General features: G+C 64.4%; 13 protein-coding genes. 4 read left to right on the plus strand and 9 right to left on the minus strand.

Annotation, left to right across the window (positions count from 1 at the left end; genetic code table 11):
* Positions 1–217: 217 nt before the first annotated feature.
* From nrfD to HOLFODRAFT_RS0204645, 3 genes are read right to left on the minus strand one after another with little or no spacing between them, the layout of a single operon-like run.
* Entirely contained in the window at positions 218–1591 is a 1374-nt protein-coding gene (gene nrfD / locus HOLFODRAFT_RS0204635; RefSeq protein ID WP_005034226.1) for an NrfD/PsrC family molybdoenzyme membrane anchor subunit, read from the minus strand.
* On the minus strand, positions 1588–4413 hold the full coding sequence (locus tag HOLFODRAFT_RS19370) for a TAT-variant-translocated molybdopterin oxidoreductase (protein WP_005034223.1): 2826 nt from the start codon (positions 4411–4413) through the stop codon (positions 1588–1590). Before HOLFODRAFT_RS19370 ends, nrfD begins: the two co-directional genes overlap by 4 nt.
* A gap of 16 nt (positions 4414–4429) precedes the next feature.
* Complete coding sequence (locus tag HOLFODRAFT_RS0204645; protein WP_005034220.1) at positions 4430–4993, minus strand: cytochrome c3 family protein; 564 nt, start codon at positions 4991–4993, stop codon at positions 4430–4432.
* A 191-nt stretch (positions 4994–5184) separates the two neighbouring features.
* On the opposite strand from HOLFODRAFT_RS0204645, the gene HOLFODRAFT_RS0204650 reads away from it, so the two are divergent.
* Complete coding sequence (locus tag HOLFODRAFT_RS0204650) at positions 5185–6090, plus strand: TIGR01777 family oxidoreductase (protein WP_005034217.1); 906 nt, start codon at positions 5185–5187, stop codon at positions 6088–6090.
* Positions 6091–6103: 13 nt separating this feature from the next.
* Here HOLFODRAFT_RS0204650 and HOLFODRAFT_RS0204655 read toward each other — a convergent pair whose 3' ends face one another.
* On the minus strand, positions 6104–8044 hold the full coding sequence (locus HOLFODRAFT_RS0204655; protein ID WP_005034211.1) for an APC family permease: 1941 nt from the start codon (positions 8042–8044) through the stop codon (positions 6104–6106).
* Between the two features lie 311 nt (positions 8045–8355).
* Between HOLFODRAFT_RS0204655 and guaA the strand changes: the two genes are divergently transcribed.
* Positions 8356–9885, plus strand: a complete 1530-nt coding sequence (gene guaA / locus HOLFODRAFT_RS0204660) for a glutamine-hydrolyzing GMP synthase (RefSeq protein ID WP_005034209.1) — start codon at positions 8356–8358, stop codon at positions 9883–9885.
* A 137-nt stretch (positions 9886–10022) separates the two neighbouring features.
* Entirely contained in the window at positions 10023–10985 is a 963-nt protein-coding gene (locus HOLFODRAFT_RS0204665) for an HDOD domain-containing protein (RefSeq protein ID WP_026939046.1), read from the plus strand.
* Between the two features lie 43 nt (positions 10986–11028).
* Here HOLFODRAFT_RS0204665 and HOLFODRAFT_RS19375 read toward each other — a convergent pair whose 3' ends face one another.
* Entirely contained in the window at positions 11029–12405 is a 1377-nt protein-coding gene (locus HOLFODRAFT_RS19375) for a replication-associated recombination protein A (RefSeq protein ID WP_211237933.1), read from the minus strand.
* 140 nt (positions 12406–12545) lie between these two features.
* On the opposite strand from HOLFODRAFT_RS19375, the gene HOLFODRAFT_RS22620 reads away from it, so the two are divergent.
* Positions 12546–15185, plus strand: coding sequence for a hybrid sensor histidine kinase/response regulator (locus tag HOLFODRAFT_RS22620; RefSeq protein ID WP_005034203.1), 2640 nt, complete (start codon positions 12546–12548; stop codon positions 15183–15185).
* 384 nt (positions 15186–15569) lie between these two features.
* Here HOLFODRAFT_RS22620 and HOLFODRAFT_RS22625 read toward each other — a convergent pair whose 3' ends face one another.
* From HOLFODRAFT_RS22625 to HOLFODRAFT_RS19390, 4 genes are all read right to left on the minus strand, one after another.
* Positions 15570–17234, minus strand: a complete 1665-nt coding sequence (locus HOLFODRAFT_RS22625) for a serine/threonine protein kinase (protein WP_005034201.1) — start codon at positions 17232–17234, stop codon at positions 15570–15572.
* 173 nt (positions 17235–17407) lie between these two features.
* Positions 17408–18550, minus strand: a complete 1143-nt coding sequence (locus HOLFODRAFT_RS0204685) for a cysteine desulfurase family protein (protein WP_005034199.1) — start codon at positions 18548–18550, stop codon at positions 17408–17410.
* The gene (locus HOLFODRAFT_RS0204690) at positions 18550–20226 is read right to left on the minus strand and encodes a phospholipid carrier-dependent glycosyltransferase (protein ID WP_005034197.1); all 1677 of its coding nucleotides are present in this window, start codon (positions 20224–20226) and stop codon (positions 18550–18552) included. The genes HOLFODRAFT_RS0204685 and HOLFODRAFT_RS0204690 overlap by 1 nt, the downstream gene beginning before the upstream one ends.
* A gap of 12 nt (positions 20227–20238) precedes the next feature.
* A complete protein-coding gene (locus HOLFODRAFT_RS19390) occupies positions 20239–21291 on the minus strand; it encodes a bifunctional UDP-4-keto-pentose/UDP-xylose synthase (protein ID WP_005034195.1) in 1053 nt (350 codons plus the stop codon).
* Between the last annotated feature and the right edge of the window lie 42 nt (positions 21292–21333).

A 21333-nucleotide genomic window follows, 5' to 3' on the forward strand; every position in this document is an offset into this window, starting at 1 on the left:
CCCCGTGCATCCCCGGCTCAAAAGATCATTGGCCGAGGATAAACGGGGATGCACGGGGATAGGCTTGGCTAGGTAGCGCCTCTGTGAACCATGGATGCCCGCTGTTCGCTTTATCCTGTCCATCCTGTCCATCCTGTTTTTTATTGTTTTCCGTAGCCTGAACATAATCCCCTGGGTTCCCCGGATTTGGCTGAGGCAAGCCTATCGTCGGGATCAACTAATGCTTTTTGGGCTGGGCCCCCGGCAGGATGCCCTTCACCTCGGTGGTGGCGATGACCGGCAGGACCCGGGCGAAGATCAGGACCAGGGTGAAGAAGAGCCCCAGGGAACCGAAGAGGATGCCGAAGTCCACCAGGGTGGGCTTGTAGATCCGCCAGGCCGAAGGGAGATAGTCCTGGTGCAGGGAGATGACGATGATGACGAAGCGCTCGAACCACATGCCCACGGTCACGCCCACCGCCACCAGGATCATCCAGAAGTAGGAGGTGCGGCAGCGCTTGAACCAGAGCAGCTGGGGTATCACCACGTTGCAGGCGATGGTGAGCCAGCCGGCCCAGCCGTAGGTGCCGGAGATGATGTTGATGAAGGTGTGGTGGAGGTACTCGTTCTGGCTGTACCAGGCCGTGAAGCCCTCCATCAGGTAGGCGTAGCCCATGAGGCAGGACATCCCCAGGATGACCTTGTTCATGACCTCGAGGTGGTAGTCGGTGATGAGGTTCTGGAGGTCCATGGACTCCCGCACCACGATGAGCACCATCACCACCATGGCGAAGCCCGCAAAGATGGCGCCCACCACGAAGTAGGGCGGGAAGATGGTCATGTGCCAGCCCGGCACCAGGGAAGTGGCGAAGTCGAAGGAGACGACGCTGTGCACCGACAGCACCAGCCCCGTGGCCAACCCCGCCAGGAGCAGGTAGGCCTTCTCGTAGTGCTGCCAGTGGGAGCCCGCCCCCCGCCAGCCCACGGCCAGCACGGTGTAGATGGGCTTGCGCCACTTGCAGGTGGTGCGGTCCCGCAACGAGGCGATATCCGGCACAAGTCCCAGATACCAGAACATGGCCGACACAGCGAAGTAGGTACTGACCGCGAATACGTCCCAGAGCAGGGGTGAGCGGAAGTTGGTCCAGAGGGCCCGCTGGTTCGGATAGGGGAAGAGCCAGAAGGCCAGCCAGGGGCGTCCCACATGGATCAGGGGGAAGAGCCCGGCGCACATGACCGCGAAAATGGTCATGGCCTCGGCGAAGCGGGCGATGGCGTTCCGCCACCGCTTCCGGAAGATGAAGAGGATGGCGGAAATCAGGGTTCCGGCGTGGCCGATGCCCACCCAGAACACGAAGTTGATGATGTCGAAGGCCCAGAAGACCGGGCTGTTGTTGCCCCAGACCCCGATGCCCGTTGCGACGGTGTAGCCGATGAAGCCCATGCCGATGGCGGCGATGAGGGCTGTGCAGGCGATGGCCACGAACCACTTGAGGGGCGGACGGCGTTCGGGAAAGGCCAGAACCTGGTCATCCAGGGAGCCGGGGGTCACGGTGCCCACGGTGAGGGCGGGTTCCCGCAGGACCTCGGGCAGTGTCAGCTGATCACTCATGACTTCCCTCCCCGAAGGGGGTTGCGGAGAGCGGCGAGGTAGGTAATTGCCGGGCGGACACCCAGTTCCTCCAGGACCTTGTACCCCCTGGGATCCTCTGCCAGGTGGACCACCCGGGAATGGGGGTCCTTGAGATCGCCGAAGACGATGGCCCCGGCAGGGCAGGCCGCAACGCAGGCCGGAGTGATGTCCCCGTCCTTCAGGGGCCGCTTCTCCAGCTTGGCCCGGACCCGGGCGTCCTGGATGCGCTGGATGCAGAAGGTGCACTTCTCCATCACGCCCCGGGGCCGGACGGTGACCTCGGGATTATGGGCAAGGAGCTCCGGCTCCTTCCTGGCGTAGTTGTATTCAAGGAAGTTGAACCGACGCACCTTGTAGGGGCAGTTGTTGGCGCAGTACCGGGTGCCCACACAGCGGTTGTAGACCATCTGGTTGAGGCCATCGGGGCTGTGGTTGGTGGCGTTCACCGGACAGACGTTTTCGCAGGGGGCGTGATCGCAGTGCTGGCACATCATGGGCTGGTGCGCCGCCCTGGGGTTGGCCGGATCGCCCTCATAGTAGCGGTCGATGCGCAGCCAGTGCATTTCCCGACCCCTGGCCACCTGCTCCGGGCCCACGACGGGGATGTTGTTCTCGCTCTGGCAGGCCAGGACGCAGGTGCTGCAGCCCACGCAACGGTTGAGGTCCACCACCATGCCCCAGCGCTGTTCTCCGAAGACCTGGGGCGGATAGAGGGAAGGAAGCTCGTGGGGGGCATGGGAGGAATGGGCGTGCCCACCCTCCTGGATCCGGAGGATATCCCGGCCCTCCATGCGATGGTGTCCCTGGGTTCGGGGAAGCTCCATTCGCGCCCCCAGCCTGCGCAATGCGACGCCCGTCCGCAGCCCGCTCCCGGCTGGATCCAGGAGCGGGAAGGCATTGACCCCCACGCCCTTGGCCACCCGCCCATGACTCCTCCCATAACCCAGGGTCAGGGAGAGGACGCCCGGAGCCTGGCCGGGCTGGATGCAGACCGGCAGTTCCAGGTGTTCGGGCCCGGCATCCAGGCGGACCATATCCCCATCCGCCAGCGACAACCGATGGGCATCGGCGGGGGAGATCATCAGGGGATTGCCCCAGGCGGTCTTGGAGACGGGCTCCGGCAGTTCCTGGAGCCAGCCGTTGTTGCCGTAGCGCCCGTCGAAGATACGGCGATCCGGCGCCAGCAGGAGCTCGAAAGCGTCGGCCCCGTACTCTGGCACGGGTGTGGATTCCCGGACCGCTGCCGGAATGGGCGGGATGAGGACCCTGGCCTTCACCAAGCCCTCATGCAGGGCCGAAGCGAAGTAGCGCTCGAAGGGCACGGCGCTCCCAGGAGGCTGGACCTCCCGGCGCCAGCGCTCCTTCAGGTAGTCGAAGTAGCCTGAGCACGCGCTCTTCCCCCGGGTCCGCAGGAGGGCCAGGAGCACATCCTCGCCCTGGCGGGAGTCATGGAGAGCGCCCACCACGGGCTGCTGGAGGGCCAGCCGCCCCCCGGACAGGGCGTGGTCGCCCCAGGCCTCCAGCCAGTGGTGCTCGGGCAGCAGGAGGGAACAGGCCGTCGAGGTCTCGTCCTGCTGGAGGCCCATCCAGCAGCGGAAAGGAACCCGCGCCAGGGCGCTCCTCCACCGCCCCGCCTCGGGTGAGGTGTACAGCGGATTGCATCCCCAGAAGAGCACCGCACCGTAGTGCCCGGACTCAAGCCGTGGCAGCACCTGGGAAGCCCTCAGCCCAGAGGCGACCCCTTCCGGCTCGAAAGCCAGCCCCAGGGATCCCATCTGCCGGTTGAGGGCATGGACGGCCCGATGCGCGGCCTCCGGCAAAGCCGGGCCGCAGAGCACCAGCGCCCTGGGGCCTGCCGAACGGAGGTCCTCCACAAGAGCCCCCCACACTCCGGACTCCAGGTCAGACGGGGCTGGATGGACACCCTGGCCAGCCTTCAGAGCCTGGGCGAGGGCCGAGGCGAAGGCCGCCACCTGGCTTGGCTTGAGAAGGATGCGGTGGTCGGCATTCGCGCCGGTGAGGCTCATGGAGCCTTCGGCCGCCCAGAGGCGCAGCATCCCTTCGCCGGGCTCCCGCCGCCTGGCATAGGCCTCGACGAGGGAGGGATCGTCTCCCGCCAGGAAATCCGAGCCCAGAGAGAGCAGCACCTTGACCGGCTCAAGACGGGGTTTCCAGCCCCGCAGATCCACTGGCGCACCCGGCAGACCTTCGCAGGAGAGCCACTCAAGGCCGGGTACGGCCTCGCCCAGATCCCGGAGGAGGCACTCCCTCGTGGGAGAAGCGGAAGCCCCGGTCACCAGGAGCACGGGCCTTCCATTGCTAAACCCCCGAGCCAGGCGCTCCAGAGCCTGATCCCAGGAGATGGGCTTCCCGTCGGCCAGCGGTCCCCGCAGGCGATCCGGATCGTAGAGCCCCAGAAGATCCGCCGTGGCCCTGAGGGGCGCCTTGCCCCCCAGGTCGTGGCCAGAGACATGGACCGGACGGCCTTCCCGGGTCCTCACCAGGACCGGATGGGCCTTTCCCGCCTCCGGGAAGGCGCTGGCATAGAAGTTCGTGACCCCCGGCACCCCTTCCGTGGGCCGTCTCGTGTAAGGCACCAGGGGCACCCCCTTGCGGTCGCAGGCCACGGTAGCGGCCAGGGCAGCGGAAGCGCCAAGCAACTGAAGGAAGCGGCGACGACCGAGCCCGGCGGGTGCTTCGGAGGCCCCGGCGGGGAACTCTTCCGGTTCGCCCGGAAGGCCTGCCCGTTCCTCCAGGGAACGCCAGGGACGCGGGGTGGGATCGATGGGATTGGGGTCCATGGTCTCGCTCCGTCCTTCACCGGTGACAGGCATTGCAGTGTTCGGGGCCCCTGCGGATCGGGGACTCCTTGGGGAGCGCCGTCCTGGGATCCCGGTGGCAGCCCAGGCAATTGCCCATCCTCATGGACATCCTCAGGGAGACCACGCTCAGGGTCTGGATCTCTCCGTGGCAGGTCTGGCAGGCGATCCCGGCACCCGCATGGGGACGGTGATCGAAGTAGACGTGATCCGGCAGGGAGTGGACACGGTTCCATGCCAGCACCTTTCCCGTGCGCTGGAGTTCAGCCAGGAGCTGGATGGCCGGGCGCTCCGTGCGGGTCACCTGGTGGCAGCTCATACAGACCGAAACCGCCGGTACGCCCGCCATCCGGGAGCGGGTGGCCCCGGAGTGGCAGTGGAGACAGGGGATCTTAAGAGTCCCGGCGTGAAGAGCATGGGAATATGGAATTGGCTGGGGGACGCTTCGCCCCTGGGCATAGCGGTCAGGCTGGACGAACCATCCCACCAGAAGCACCGTGGCAAGCAGCGCCAGGATCCCAAGGGGCAGGACAAAGCGAAGCGCGCGATCCAGTCCGTGCATGCAGGGCCCTCCAGGGGATAGACCAGACAATTACTTATGACGGTTTCGATGCGGAGACCAGCATTATTGTCACATCAGGACTCGGCCATCGTCCCCTGAATCGATACGAAGCCACTCACCGCATCACCGTGAAGCAGCACCGCATCAAACGCGATAGAGTGTGCCTGACCAAACCATCCGCGAGGCACCCCATGCTTGTCCCCCCCGCGAAGATCGTCATTGCCGGGGGGACAGGCTTGGTGGGAACGGCCCTATGGCAGGCGATGAGGGAGAAGGGACACGAGGTGGCGCTGCTCGTCCGGAGCACCCGACTCGACTTCCCGCCCGGGGTCTCCCCGCAGCCCTGGACGGAACTGGATGCAGCCCTGGAAGGCGCGGCAGCGGTCATCAACCTTGCGGGAGAGGGCATCGCAGATCATCGATGGACCCCCAGCCAGCGGCTTCGCATCCTGGAGAGCCGCACCCTGAGCACCCGGCGCATCGTAGAGGCCCTGGGACGAAGCCGCGGCTCCTGCGCCCTGGTGAACACCAGCGCCATCGGCTACTACGGCTACCGGAGCCGGAACCCCATGGACGAGGGCAGTCCCTCCGGAGAAGGCTTCCTGGCGGAAGTCTGCCGGGCCTGGGAGGCCGAAGCCGATGCGGCCCGGGGAATTCGCGTGGTCAGATTGCGCCTGGGGATGGTGCTGGCCCGAGAGGGGGGCGCCCTGCCCCGCCTGGCCCGCACAGTCCGCTGGGGGCTCGGCGCCAGGCTGGGCCCCGGCACCCAGGGCATGAGCTGGATCCACATCGAGGATCTGGTGCGCCTTCTCGTCGATGCGGCTCTGGATCCGAGCTTTGAAGGTGCCTACAACGCCGTGAGCCCGAATCCGGTGAGCAACGCTGCCTTCACCGAAACCCTGGGGCGGGTCCTGCACCGCCCCATCCTGCCAGTGCCGGGCTGGGTCACAGCCTCGGCACTGCGCTTGGTCCTGGGCTCCCTGGCCGAAGAGATGCTTCTGGGGGGTGCCTTTGTGCGACCCACCCGCCTGCTGGCCCAGGGTTTCGAGTTCCGATACCCCAACCTGGGAGGAGCCCTTCAAGACTTGCTGGGATAGGCGAAACAGCCGGTCATTCCCCCGGCGCATCCAGCTGGTAGGGGATGGAAACCACGACCGTGCGGGGCCGGGTGAGGAGCACAGCCTTGAGCCTCCAGGCGGTCTGATTGTGCAGGAGGTTCCCCCACCAGCGGTCCGGCACGAATTCGGGGAGCAGGATGGTGGTTGTGTATTCCGGATCCAGCCTGGACATGCGGTCCAGTTCCTCAACGATGGGTTCCACCACCTTGCGGAAGGGGCTGTTCAGGACCCGCAGAGGGATGTCCTCACAGTACTTGTGCCAATCGGCCTCCAGCTTGCCCCGCTCGGCGCTGGGGCGCCCATGCTCATCGGGGAAGTCCACCGTGAGGGCCTCGACCTCGCGATCGCCTGCGATGGCCTTGGCGTAGCGGAGGGATTCCAAGGTCCCACGATGGATCTTGGAGACGAAGATCACCACTCGGTTAGGCCTCGGGTGGATCTCTTCCGTGCGGCTGGCGGCCAGACGGGAGCGCACAGAGATGTAGTGGCGATGGATGCGGAAGAAGAGGATCACCATGGCAGGGATGAGCACCACCACGATCCAGGCCCCGTGGACGAACTTGGTGAGCCCGATGTCCAGCATCACGATGCCTGCTGCCACCGCGCCGACGGCATTGATGATGGCCTTGAGGCGCCAGGACTTCTCCGTGAGGCGGTAGTTGATCCAGTGCATCACCATGCCGGTCTGGCTGATGGTGAAGCCGATGAACACGCCCAGGGCGTAGAGGGGCAGCAACAGGTCCGTATTGGCGTGGCAGGCCCACACCAGGAGGCAGCTCACCACGGTCAGGAAGATGATGCCGTTGCTGAAGACCAGACGGTCCCCCTGGCTGGCCAGCTGCTTGGGGAGGAATCCGTCCCTGGCCTGGATGGCGGCCAGGCGCGGGAAGTCAGCGTAGGCCGTGTTGGCGGCCACCACCAGGATCGCGAAGGTGAAGCCCTGGGTGATGTAGTAGAGCAGCTTGGGGATACCCGCCACGGGGGCCCCGTAGATGGCCTTGATGAGCTTGGAGAGGAGGGTCTCCGCCACATGGGAGGCGTCGGTGCTGTGGGAGTAGGTGACCCCGAACTTGTGGGCCAGGAGGGTGATCCCCAGGAACATGACCCCCAGGAGGCCGATCATGTAGACCATGGTCTTGGCGGCATTCTTGGAGGAGGGCTCCTTGAAGGCCTGCACCCCGTTGGAGATGGCCTCCACGCCGGTCAGGGCGGTGCATCCGGCGCTGTAGGCCCGCATGAAGATCCACACGACCCCGAAGGCCGAGGCATGGGTGGCGGTCCTCACGGATTCGTGGACCTGGACCGGTGAGGGACCGCCCGTCAGCATCACCTTCACAAAGCCCGTGGCGAGCAGGAGCAGCATGAGGGCGATGAAGCCATAGGTGGGCACCGCGAAGAGGGCCCCGGACTCCTTCACGCCGCGGAGGTTCGCCATGGCGATGAAGATGATGCAGGCGATGGTGATGGTCACGTTCCAGCCCGCCATGGCGGGAAAGGCCGAGGTGATGGCGGCGACGCCCGAGGAGACGGAGGCCGCCACCGTCAGGATGTAGTCCGTGAGAAGCGCCGAACCCGCCGTGAGGGCGGCGAGTTCCCCCAGATTCTCCTTGGCCACGATGTAGGCCCCGCCCCCGCCGGGGTAGGCCAGTACCGTCTGACGATAGCCGATGCCCAGGATCAGCAGGAGTCCCACGATGCCCAGGGCCACCGGGATGGAGAGCCCGAAGAGGGCGAGGGCCGCTCCGCCCGCTGCGGCTCCAGCCATATGCACATTGCTGGAGAGGCTCGCCATGATCTCCTGGGTGGCGTAGGCCACGGAGGAGAGGGCATCCGAGCTGAACACGGAAAGGCCAACGAAGTTGTTGACCTTGGTGTGTTGGGATTCGTCGCTGGCGAGGCGGCGACCGAGGAGGGCACGTCTGAGGTCGAGCATGGACACCTTACACAAGTTGAACCTCGAATTATCCAGGCCCAGACCCGCCATTCCACACCGTCAGAGCAATCTTGACGAAAACTTGATGAAATATTGACACTATCTTGATGCCTATCGGACAAGCACAGGTGCTAGGCCCACCAACAATCCCATCTATATTCATAACAAAACTTATAGACATCCACCCCCCCCACAATGGACCATGGACCGGTTGCAAAAGCAGAAGCGCCGACCGGGAATCCTCCATCCAGAGCGCCCCTCCTCCTTCACCGCTCATTCCGTTATGCTGGATGGTTCTAGAAGGAGCCCCCATGCACCACGAGCGGATCGCGATTCTCGACTACGGCAGCCAGTACACCCGGCTCATCACCCGTAGGTTGCGCGAACTGGGTGCATTCGGCCTCGTCTATGGCCCCAACGCTACTGCCGAGGAGATCGGTGGCGCCGACCTGCGGGGTGTGATCCTCTCCGGCGGTCCCAATTCTGTTCTGGAGGACGGCGCCCCCGGTGTCGATCCCAGGATCTTCGAGCTGGGTGTCCCCGTCCTGGGCGTCTGCTACGGCCTCCAGCTCATGAGCCGCGACTTCGGCGGCCAGATCCACCGCGCCGCCAAGCGTGAGTACGGCAAGGCCACCATCGAGGTGACCGATGCCGACAGCGTGCTCTTCCAGGGCATGAACTCCGAGCAGGTCGTCTGGATGAGCCACGGCGACCACGTTGAGGAGGCCCCCGAAGGCTTCAAGACCGTTGCCAGGACCCACGGCGTGCCCGTGGCCGCCATGGAGGACCGAGCCCGGCGTCGCTTCGGCATCCAGTTCCACCCCGAGGTCACCCACACCGTCCACGGCAATGCCCTGTTGCTCAACTTCCTGCACGTCTGCAGCATGAAGCTGGACTGGAACGCAGGCCACTTCATCGAACAGAAGATCGAATCCATCCGCAAGCAGGTGGGGAACGGCACCGTGGTGCTGGGCCTCTCCGGCGGCGTGGATTCCAGCGTGGCTGCCCTCCTGCTGCACAAGGCCATCGGCGACCGCCTGACCTGCGTTTTCGTGGACACAGGCCTAATGCGCAAGGATGAGATGAAGCACGTCCAGGAAGCCTTCGCCCCCTTCGACCTCAAGGTGAAGTGGGTGGACGCCTCGGAGCTCTTCCTGAAGGAGCTGCACGGCGTCAGTGACCCCGAGCAGAAGCGCAAGATCATCGGCCGACTCTTCGTCGAGACCTTCGAGAAGGAAGCCAAGGCCACCAACGCCAAGTTCCTGGGCCAGGGCACCCTCTACCCCGATGTCATCGAATCCAGCGGCATCGGCGGGGCCGTGCTGGTGAAGTCCCACCACAACGTGGGCGGCCTGCCGGAGCGCATGAACATGCAGCTGGTGGAGCCCCTGCGGGAGCTCTTCAAGGATGAGGTCCGCCGCGCCGGTCTGGCCCTGGGCCTCCCCGAGGACATGGTCTGGCGCCACCCCTTCCCCGGCCCCGGCCTGGCGGTCCGTATCCCCGGCCCCATCAGTGCCGATCGGGTGAAGATCCTCCAGAACGCCGACGACATCTTCATCGAGGAGCTTAAGCTGAGCGGCTGGTACAAGCTCAGCAGCCAGGCCTTTGCCGTCCTCCTGCCGGTTCAGACCGTGGGCATCATGGGCGACGAGCGCACCTACGAGAACATGTGCGCCATCCGGGCCGTCACCAGCGAGGACTTCATGACCGCCGACTGGGCCCGCCTGCCCCATGAACTCCTGGAAAAGGTGGCCCAGCGCATCGTCAACGAGGTCAAGGGCATCAACCGCGTGGTCTTCGACATCACCAGCAAGCCCCCTGCGACCATCGAATACGAGTAGGTTCAACAGTCCAGGTAGCTTGCCTTGCGGTACCCGGCTAAGCTCGACGGGTGTTCTCCTGGCTCCACTCTATTTTCCGAGGCCATCCCGTCCCCGCGGGGCAGGCTCCATCTGCGCCTCCCCAGATGAGCGCCCCGTTGCCTGGACCGGAGAGCCCCCAGGGGGGCGAGAGCCCTTTCGACGCCATCTGGGCCCAGCTCATCGGCCCTGAAATCGGGACAACCCAGGCACCCCCAGAAAAGCAAAGCCCCCTGGCGGACCGGGTGAGGGCCCACTTCACCCGGAACAAGCCCGCCCCCTCGTCCTTCCCAGCCCTGGCCATCCAGATCATGGACTTGGTCTCCCAGCCCGAGGTAGAGATCCATGAACTCCTGAAGACCATCGGTCCCGACCCAGCGATCTCAGCCCATCTCATGCGAGTGGCCAACTCAGCCCTCTACCACCGGGGTCAGGATGTACTGGACCTTCGCACCGCGGTCATGAAGATCGGAGTCCGGGGCGTGGGGGAGATCGCCGCCGGGGTGGCGGGACGCTCTCTCTTCGATGTCGCGGTGCGGGTGGAATACGAGACCTTTCCTGATCGCTGGCAGAAGCTCTTCCTCGCCACCATGACCACGGCCTTCGCCGCCAGCCAGTTCTCCTTCGAGCAGCACCACGGACGCCCGGACAGGATCTTCCTGGGGGGCATGTTCGTGGATATCGGGAAGACCCTGGCCCTGCGTTCCCTGGCCCGGTTGATCATGGCAGGCCAGGTGAATCCGGAACTCCCGAGCGCCGAGGTGGACGCTCTGCTCGAAGAGGTCCACACCGAAATCGGCTGCGAGGCCCTGGGCATCTGGGGCCTCCCCTCTCGCCTGGTGGATCTGTGCCGACGCCAGCACGAGGTTCTTCTCCCAGAGGGGGAGGACTGCACCGAAACCCACGTCCTGCGCTTGGTGGATGGACTGGGGCGCCTGATGGGCGAGGGGGGCGACACGACCGACCTGGAACAGACTCGACGGAGCCTGGAAGCCCTTCACATGGACCGTGTCCGGATGAGGATGCTCCACCACACCCTGCTGACCCAGGGGACCCGGGTGGCCCTCCTGTATCCGGCCTGAAACGACCATCTTCGACCTGAAGAAGCGGCCTCGGGAACCGGCATCACCCCTCCGGCAAGGCCTGGACGATGACCGTCCGCCGGAGGCGAAAGCGGGTGCCACAGGCCTTGGCCACGACCCGGGCCAATGCCTCCCGACTGCAAGCCAGGGATGTGCACCACACCTCCATCGGGGGTTCCCCTCCCTCTGGATGATCCTCCAGCCATGGCTCCCACACCCGGAGGAATGCCTGGGCATCGGGCTCCTGACGGTCCCGCCAGTTCCGCTCCTGGGGACGCCGGGGCTCGAAGAAACGCCGCCCCCTCAAGGCATCCGGCAGGAAATCCTGGGGCCGTTCATAGTCGTCATGGGAGTAGAAGTACCCCTTCCCCCGCCCGGCCTGACGGCTGGTGCTGGTGTGGGCATCCCGCAGGGACTCCGGCACCGGAGCATCGGGAGCCTCGAGGGCCGCGTCCATGGCAAAATATGAAGCGTTAGACTTTGGAGCCTGGGCCACGTACACCACCGCCTGGGCCAGGGGGATCCGGGCCTCGGGCCAGCCGATCTGCTCCACAGCGCGGCTGGCGGCCTCTGCCAGGATGAAGGCGGTGGGATCGGCATTCCCCACATCCTCTGAGGCACAGACCATAAGACGGCGGGCGATGAAGCGGGGATCCTCCCCCCCCCGGATCATCCGGGAGAGATAGTAGAGGGCCGCGTCGGGGTCCGAACCCCGCATGCTCTTCTGGAAGGCGCTGGCCAGATCGTAGTGCCCGTCGGCCCGGTCGTACATGACCCGGCCCCCCAGGGTCTCCTGGAGGCTCGCCAGATCCCGGTGCCCATCCTCCAGGTTCATCCAGGTCTCAAGCCCCGTGAGAGCCGCCCGCAGATCCCCCCCGGCCCACTGTGAAAGCCAGTCAAGGATCTCGGTTTCCTCAGGCACATCCGGACGCTCCGCAGCCCAGGCCCGGGCCATCACCTTGCGGATGGCCTCCGGAGCCAGGGGCTTGAGAGCGACAAGCTGACAGCGACTCCGGAGGGCCGGGTTGAGGTAGAAGGCCGGGTTCTCGGTGGTGGCCCCCACCAGAATCGCGTCCCCCCGCTCCAGAAAGGGGAGAAGGATGTCCTGCTGGCTCCGGTTGAATCGATGGATCTCGTCAAGAAAGACCACCGGCGGCATCCGCTGGAAGAGGGGCAGATCACGGTGGTCCAACAGGAACTTCTTGAGCTCCGCCGCGCTCCCGGTGACCCCTGAGAACTCGATGAATTCATGGCCCGTGGCCTGGGCCATGAGTCTCGCCAGGGTTGTCTTCCCCGTTCCCGGGGGCCCCCACAGGACCATGGAAGGCAGGCGACCACCTCCAGTAAGACGACGCAAGGCCCCCTTGGGTCCCAGGAGGTGGGACTGGCCCACGACATCCTCCAGACGCCTGGGACGCATCCGTTCTGCCAAGGGAACATATGAGTTAATCACCATAAAACCACCCTACATCCAACCTCTCTCCTTGGCGATCGGGCCCCATCGGATTAGGATAATATCTAGACATTCCAATGGAATTTCCAACCACCCCGGAGCCATCCTTGAAGTCCTTTACCTCATGGTCCATCCGGACTCACCTGCTCGTGTTCGTTGCCCTGGTGATTCTCCCATCCCTGGGGCTGATCATCCATGGCGAGATGCAGCAGCAGAGAGACATTCTGCAGACCGCCCAGCGCAGAATGCAGACCACCGCGGAATCGGTGGGACTCCGGGAAGAAGCCCTGGTAAGCAACACCCGCCAGATTCTCCACGCCATGGCACAGCTTCCGGGGCTGGAGGGCTTTGACAAGAAACGCTACCAACTCCTCTTCCACCAGATCCTCCAGCAGAATCCCCACCTCGAAAACATCGTTTTCGCCGATGCCCAGGGAAATGTCATCATCGCAGCCAATCCAGGCGGCCCCTCCAACATCGGAGACCGCCCCTACTTCCAGCATGTCCAGACCCAGCACCACCCCTTCGCAGGCGGCTACATGGTGGCCCGGGGAAGCCAGCGTCAAGTCCTCCCCGTCGCCTATCCGGTCAACGACCATCTGGGTCGCCCCATCGGTGTCCTGGCGGCCGGAATCGCCCTTGAGGCCCTGAAGGACCCCATCCCGGTGGAAACCTGGGTGGAGGATGCGACCCTGGAGATCCTGGATCACGAGGGACGCCTCCTTTACAGCTCCCAGGGGCCACCCCGCTTCCGGGGGCAGCAGGAGGCTCCCGCCTACATGCTCCACCTCCGCCAGGGAGGACGCGATGCGTCTCTCAGGCATCTTCAGAATGGAGAGGTGTTCCTCCATCGCGTCAGACGCCTGGATCTGAATCCGGATGGACAGGAAGCCGCTTGGCTGCGGGTCATCATGCCGGAAAAGCCCCTGCTCCAGAAAGCCCGGGCCAGCCTCTACCGGAATCTGGGCCTCATGGGTGCCCTGACGCTGGCCCTGATCGCCCTGGCATGGTGGATCGGCGCATCTCTCATCGCAGGCCCCATCGACCGCCTCATCGTCGTCGCCCAGCGAATGGCCCAGGGGGCCTTCACGGTCAAGACCGGCCTGGCCGAAGGCACCAACGAAGTCAGCCGCCTCGCCCGGGCCTTCGAACGCCTCGGCGTCCGCCTGGACATCCGGGAGCGCCAACTCCACAAGGCCAAGGCGGAATCGGATGAAATCGCCAAGCGTTTTCAGAACCTGGAGCAGTACAGCCCGGACGGGGTCTTCTGGATCAGAGCCCTTTCGGAAGACGACTACGTGTACGAGGACGTGAATCCGGCCTTCGAGCGCATCAACTGCACACGGAAGTCGGACATGCAGGGACGGCGCCCCGGCGAGGTCCTGCCCCCGGAGGATGCGGAAGGCGCCCTGGCCCACTACCGGCAGTGCATGGCCACCGGCCAGCCCAGCACCGTCCAGGTCAGCATGAGGAAGGGTGAAACCCAACGCACCCTGGAGATGCAGCTCATCCCCCTGGGAAGCGCCTCGGGCCGCATCAAGCACATGGTGGGATTCTGCCGGGATATCACCGACGCCCGAGCCACCGAGGAAGCCATCCGGCAGAGCCAGAAACTCAAGAGCCTGGGAATCCTGGCAGGCGGCATCGCCCACGATTTCAACAACCTCCTCACGGCCATGCTGGGGAACCTCAACCTGGCCCAGATCAAGCTCGGGGAAAACGGCCCGGCCGCCAACTTCCTGGAGAATATAGAACGCACGGTCCTGAGGGCATCGGATCTCACCCGGCAGCTTCTTGCCTACTCCGGTCGGGGGCACTTCGTGGTCAAGCCCCTGGACCTGAATACAGTGGTGGGGGAGATGACCCACCTGCTGGAGGTCTCCATTCCGAAGAAGATCGGGCTGGACTACCGCTTTGCACAGCATCTCCCCCCCATCGAGGCCGACTTCGCCCAGATACAGCAGGTCGTCATGAACCTGGTGACCAACGCCAGCGACGCCATCGGCGACCGGGAAGGCTTCATCAGCATCACAACCCGCTGCTCCGAAGTATCAGAAGGCTTCATCTCCGCAACCTTCCCAGATCAGGCCATCGAACCGGGCCTCTTCGTGATCCTGGAAGTCAGCGACAATGGATGCGGCATGAGCCGGAAGGTCCTGGACCACATCTTCGATCCCTTCTTCACGACCAAGAGCAATGGCAAGGGGCTGGGACTCTCGGCCATGCTGGGCATCCTGAGGGGACACCGGGCCGGGATCAAGATCTACAGCGAAGTGGACCGTGGCACGGTATTCAAGCTCTTCTTCCCTGCGGCCAAGGACGCTGTCCTTCCGCTGGACTACATTTCCCCCTCACTTCCCATCATGGCGGAGGGAACGATCCTGGTTGTGGACGACGAACCGGACATCCGGGAGACCGCCTGCATCGCCCTGGAGACCCTGGGATTCACGGTGCTCACGGCGGCGGATGGGCAGGAGGCCGTGGAAGTCTTCCAGAACTATCGGAACGAAATCCGGGCCATTCTCATGGATCTGACCATGCCCCGTGTGGACGGCAAGGAGGCCTTCCACCAGATCCGATCCATCGATCCCAGGGCCTGCGTCATCCTGAGCAGCGGCTATAGCGAGCAGGATATCCGCCACACGTTCACGGGGGAGGGTCCCGCGGGATTCATCCAGAAGCCCTACCACATCAAGGAGATGCAGCGAGTCCTCGTGGATTGCCTCCAGTTGTGGGCCAAAGCCTGAGGGCCCTGTTCAGCGCATCATGCTTTGCTGGTGGAATTTGTTCTTTCCCGATTATCGACTTTGCTCAGCCAAAAAAGACATGAGCTGGGATGCCCAGGATGAAAGGGATGAAAAGCAGCTGATAGGAGGCTCGGCGCTCTGGCCAGGTTCGCCTATGTGAACCATCGTTGCCCGCTGATTGCTTTATCCTGTTCATCTTTTGCATCCCAGCTAATTCATTGTTTTTCGGTGCCTGCCAAAAGTCCTCCCAACCCTTCGGTATTGGCTGAAACAAGCCGATAATTGGGTGTTCTTTTGTTTGCGAAGGCCTTTTCACCAGTCTTTGCCAACAGGATGCAGGATAAAAACAGAAGGGTAATGAACTGCCCTGAAAATCCGCCAACGCTACATCATGAGCTTGGTGAAGGCCTCGACGGACCAGACGCTGGTGCCGTTCCGGGCCTTCTGGGCCGTCCGTTCATCCAGGTAGGCCTGCTTGAAGGCCGGAGAGGACTGGAGCAACTTGAGCGGGGGGATGCCGTTGCTCTTGGCATTTGCCATCACCCGCTCGAATTCGGCGATGTTGCGCCCCCGGTAGAGGGCAGCCAGATAGTTCCCCTGGAGCTGGGCATCGCCGGGCTGGGCATAGGCCAGGGGCCGCAGGATGGCCGCAGCCTGACGGGGATCGGACGGGATCAGGGCCACCCCCCTGGCCAGCTTGGCCGCAGGGTCCTCGGCTGGGGGCTTGGGGGGAGTTGCAATGGGGGGCTGGGGCGAAGTCGGCTTCGACCCGCTCTGGGCACTGGACTCTGGTGCCTGAGCCTGCGCAGCCGATGGCGGCACGGCGGGCCTGCCCCCCTGGGGTGACTCTGGACCTGAGGGCTTCGCTTCTGCGCCCCGAGTCGGCGGGAGCAGCGGGGTCGAGGATGGACTGGCAGTGCCCCCGGGAAGGGCGGGGGCCAGGGATTCGGGCGCAGCCCGAGGCTTCCGCAATCCGAAGTAGGCACCCGCTCCAAGGAGCGCCAGTACCACCAAGCCAGCACCAGCGTAAATACCGGTTCGATTCTTCGCGGGGGGGGACGCCACCATTCCCTGAGGGATCATGGCGGCCGTTGGCTGAGCTCCCATGACGGCGGTGGGCTGAGCCGGGCTGGCCCCCAGGACAACGGTGCCCTGGTCTGCGCCCTGGTCAAGGACGGCGGTCTGACGACGGTCCAAGGCCGAAGTCAACTCCTCCAGGGTGCCCGCCCAACTGGGGTCCTTGCATGCCCGCAGAGCCTTGGCCAGCTCCTCGGCGCTCTGGTAGCGCCGGGCAGGATCCTTGGAGAGGGCGCGGTCCAGGATGTCCCGGACGCTGTGACTGATGCCCTGGATAGCCTCCGTATCGATAGGCTTGGGGTTCTCGGAGACGATCTTGAAGAGCACCGTCGTCGTGTTGTCGCCAGGAAAGGGCTTGATGCCCGTGATGCACTCGTAGAGCATCACCCCCACAGCAAAGAGATCCGTGAGATTGCTGGCCTTCCCGCTCTGGATGTACTCCGGGGCCATGTAGCTGACGGTGCCCATGACGATGCCGGTGGAGGTCATATTGCTGTCCTCGACCCGGGCGATCCCGAAGTCCATGACCTTGGCCTGGAGACGCTTGCCGTCTCGCACAACCCGCACATTGGCGGGCTTGATGTCCCGGTGGATGATGCCGTTGCGGTGGGCAAAGCCCAGTCCATCGCATACCTGGGCCAACACCTCCAGGAACTGGGACTGGGAAAGGACCCGGCCCCGGATCAGATCCTCCAGGTCATCCCCCTTCACGAATTCCATCACCAGGTATAGGATCCCCTGGTCCTTGTCAAAGTCATAGATCGTCACCAGGTTGGGATGATTGAGCTTTCCGGCAGCCGTTGCCTCCCGGCGGAAACGGGCCTCGGCATCCTCGCCCTTGGCCACCCCAGGCAGGATGGTCTTGATGGCCACCTCCCGCCCGATCACCGGATGGTGGGCCAGGTAGACCTCGCCCATGGCCCCGTTGCCAAGGGAACGGATGATTTCGTATTTGCCGAGGTGATCGATCATGGAGTGGAACCTAGATAAGGAGAGAGTCTACCGCGGATTTTCGTCTGGTATCCCATTCAGAAGAAGGTAGTCCAATGCCGGTTGTAGATCCCCAGAGTCTCCATGCGTGACGGCGCGTTCGCACTCCAGGGATCCCGCACGATCAGGCAGGACGCGCTCGGCGGGAAAAGGACTCAGCGCAGCCCGCCGCCCAGTCCTCGGATTTCCGCAACCATCCCGGGAAGCAGTGATCCCATGGAATCGATCTCCCCCTCGGTGGTGTACCGGCTGAGGGAAAAGCGCAGTGCCCCCTTGGCCGGAGCGCCCACGCCCATGGCCTGAAGGACATGACTGGGCTCCTTCTGGCCGGTGGTGCAGGCACTGCCCGTGGAGCAGCAGATCCCACGCTCGCTGAGGCGGAGTTGGAGGGCTTCCCCATCCAGGCCCCCGAAGCCCACGAGGCTGGTGTTGGGCAGGCGAGGCGCGTTCGCCCCGAAGACGCGGGTTTCCGGGACCTTGGACAGGATGGCGGCTTCCAGGCGGTTCCGGAGGGTCTCAACGAGAGCCAGTCCATCCAGCGCAGCCTGAGCCATCTCAGCGGCCAGCCCCATTCCCACCAGAGCAGGCAGGTTTTCCGTCCCAGCCCTGCGATCCCGTTCCTGGTGTCCCCCGATCATGAAGGGACTGATGCGTAGACCTCGGCGGATGAAGAGGGCCCCAGCCCCCTTGGGACCGTGAAACTTGTGGGCACTGATGTTCAGGAGATCCACCGGCAGCGCCGCCAGATCCAGGGGAAGCCTTCCCACAGCCTGGGTGGCATCCACGTGAAAAAGGACCCCCTTGGACTTGACAAGCGCCCCGGCCTCTTCCACCGGAAAGATGACCCCAGTCTCGTTGTTGGCCGCCATGATCGAGACCAGGGCCGTGTCCGGACGGATCGCCCGCTCCAGTTCAGCCAAGTCCAGCCTGCCTTCGGAATCCACCCCCAGAATGGTCACCTCCGCCCCCTGTCGGCGCAGCCAGCGGCCCAGGGCCAGGGTGGCACTGTGCTCCACAGCGGTGGTGACGAAGTGCCGCTTCTTCGGGAAGGCCTCGAAGACCCCCCGGAAGGCATGATTGAGCCCTTCGGTCCCACCGCTGTTAAAGACGATCTCCGCTGGAGAGGCGTTCAAGAGGGTGGCCACCCGCTCCCGGGCCACCACCAGGGCCCCGTCGGCCTCGATGCCCAGGAGATGGCCAGAGCTGGGGTTGCCGAAGAATTCCTGGAGACAGGGCAGCATGAGCCCCACGACTTCGGGAGCGGGTTTGGTGGTGGCGTTGTTGTCGAGGTATATCATCAGCGAAGACGCAAAAGGAGGGCAGCGGGACTCTGGTCCACCAGCTCCCACGCACTTCGTTGATTCTCGGGAATGTACGTCCAGATGTCCACCGAGAGCAGGGCCCAGACCGGTCGATCGGGCTGCTCCGCCTGCATCCGAAGGGCTGCCTTGTTCAGTTCACGCGGCCGACGGTAGAAGCGTCGATCCCGCTCCTCCGGTTCAAGGCGCTGCATTCCGTATTCCAGCTCACCGGTTCCGGACACGATGGTGACGGGACTTCGGCTGATGAAGGGCAGGATCTGGAAGTAGTTGCCGGCACTGATCCACTGGGCGTTGGCAGGGGCCCGGCGGGTCAGGCGGTCGAGGGCCTTGGAGGAGCCCAGGGCGTGGTTGACCGTCCAGGTGAGCAGTAGGCAGAGGGCCCCAAGGGCAGCCATGAGGCGAGGGGGCGTCAACCCACGGGGGCGAAGGGCCCAGAGCCCCAGGGCGATGTAGGCAAGGGCCAGGACGAACACCCATTCCACCTGGCTCTTATCCTTGATCAGCCTGGGCAGGAGGGCCGCCACAAGAAAAGCCAATCCGAGAGCCAGAGTCTCCCAGCCCATCCGGGCACTCCATCCCCTGGCCTCCCGGGCAAAGCCCACCGCCAAGGCAACGAAGGGCACCACCACCGGCAGGATGTAGGGAGGGAGCTTGGAACCGGAAAGCGAAAAGAAGGCCAGGGGCACCAGGATGCCCATCAGCAGAGCCGCAACCACCCAGCGATGGAGGGGCGCATCCTCGGATTGGGGACCGGTATTGCGCCGCAGGAAGCCAAGGCTTCGCCCCAGGCCGCTCAGACAGGTGGTGAGCCAGGGCATCAGGCCGGGAACCAGGAGGAGGACGAAGTAGAGCTTGTCCAGGACCGGATTCTTGGAGCCCTGCCTGGCGTGCTCGTGGGTCGTGAAGCGCTTGAAGTGCTCGTGTACGAAGAAGAACTGGGCGTGCCCGGGATTGGCCCGATCCACCACCACGAACCATGGCACGGAGATCAGCAGAAGGAGGATCCATCCCAGGGGGTGGAAAAAGGTTCTGAGGAGGGCCCGACGCAGGGGCCGTTCCTTCCATGCCCAGGGGAGGGTGCAGATGAACGTTCCCCCGAGCAGCACTGGCGCCGCCAGCCCCTTGGTCAGCACCGCCAGGGCCAGCGAGCCGAAGGCGAGCAGAGTCCAGCCCAGGGCCGATCGTTCCTGGCAGCGGGCCACCACCGCCTCGATCCCCGCCGTGAGGGCCAGGACCATAAAGGCGGAGAAGAGGGCGTCCAGGGTGAGGATCTGGCCGCACGCGTAGGCGATCAGGGCCGTGGCGGCCATGAAGACCGCCCAGATGGGCTGCCTGGCCCCCAGGCGCCGAGCCAGTCGCCAGGCGCACCAGAGGGAGATGGCCGTGGCCAGGGCCAGGGGCAGACGGGCTGCCGCAGCATTCAGGCCGAAGGACTTCATGGAAAGAGCCGATAGCCAGTATTGGAAGGGCGGTTTCTCGAAGTAGAGGACGTAGTTCAGACGCGGCGTCAGCCAGTCCCCACTCGCCAGCATCTCCCGGGGGATCTCGGCATAGCGGGCCTCGTCAGGCTGCCACAGGGAGCGCATCAACAGAGGGACGAAGCCCAGGAAGAACCAGATCCCGAGGTACTGCCAGCGTTCGGTGCGGGTCATGAGTGGGCCGGACTAGGCTTCAGTCTCGACAACCTTCTCCAGGGCCTTGTGCTCCTCGATGAAGAAGTCGATGGTGCGGCGCAGGGATTCCTGGATGCCGATCTTGGGGCTGTAGCCGAAAGTCTCCTGGAGGCGCTTGATGCTCGGGGTCCGACGCATCACGTCCTGGTAGCCCTTGCCATAGAAGTCGCCGCTGGAGGTTTCCACCACAGAGCCCTCGGCAATACCCCGCTCCTTGCGGAAGGGGTGCTCCTTCCAGATCTCGATCATCATCTCGGCGATCTCACGGACGCTGGCGTCGTTGCCGGGGTTGCCGATATTGAAGATCTTGCCATCCGCCTTGCCACCCTCGTTCCCGATGATCGCCATGAGGCCATCGAGGGCATCCTCGATGTCGCAGAAGCAGCGGTGGGCCACACCGCCGTCCACCAGATTCAGGGGCTCACCGTTGAAGAGATTCCATGCGAACTGGGTCACCAGTCGGGAACTCCCTTCCTTGGCGGTGTTGAGGCTGTCCAGCTTGGGGCCCATGAAGTTGAAGGGGCGGAAGAGGGTGAACGCCAGGCCCTGCTGGAAGCCGTAGGCCCAGATCACGCGGTCCAGGAGCTGTTTGGAGGTGCTGTAGATCCAGCGGTTCATGGGCACGGGGCCGGTGACCAGCGGGGAGTTCTCCTCGTCGAATTCGCTGTCCTCGCACATCCCGTAGACCTCGGAAGTGCTGGGGAAGACCACTCGTTTCTTGTATTTGACACACTGTCGGATGATCCGGAGGTTCTCCTCGAAGTCCAGCTCGAAGACCCGCAGGGGATCGGTCACATAGACCTTGGGGGTGGCGATGGCCACCAGGGGCAGCACCACATCGCACTTCTTGACGTGGTATTCGATCCACTCCTTGCTGATGGAAATATCCCCCTCCACGAAGTGGAAGCGGGGATTGTCCAGGTGCTCGGCGACCTTGTGGCTGCCCAGATCCATTCCGTAGATCTCCCAGCTGGTATCCCGTAGGATGCGGTCAGTCAGGTGGGAGCCGATGAAACCATTTACGCCAAGGATGAGAATCTTCACGAGCGTCTCCAGGAAAGGGTCCCGGAGGGGCCCAAACGATCA

Origin of the sequence: Holophaga foetida DSM 6591 (assembly GCF_000242615.2) — a bacterium.
Lineage (GTDB): Bacteria > Acidobacteriota > Holophagae > Holophagales > Holophagaceae > Holophaga > Holophaga foetida.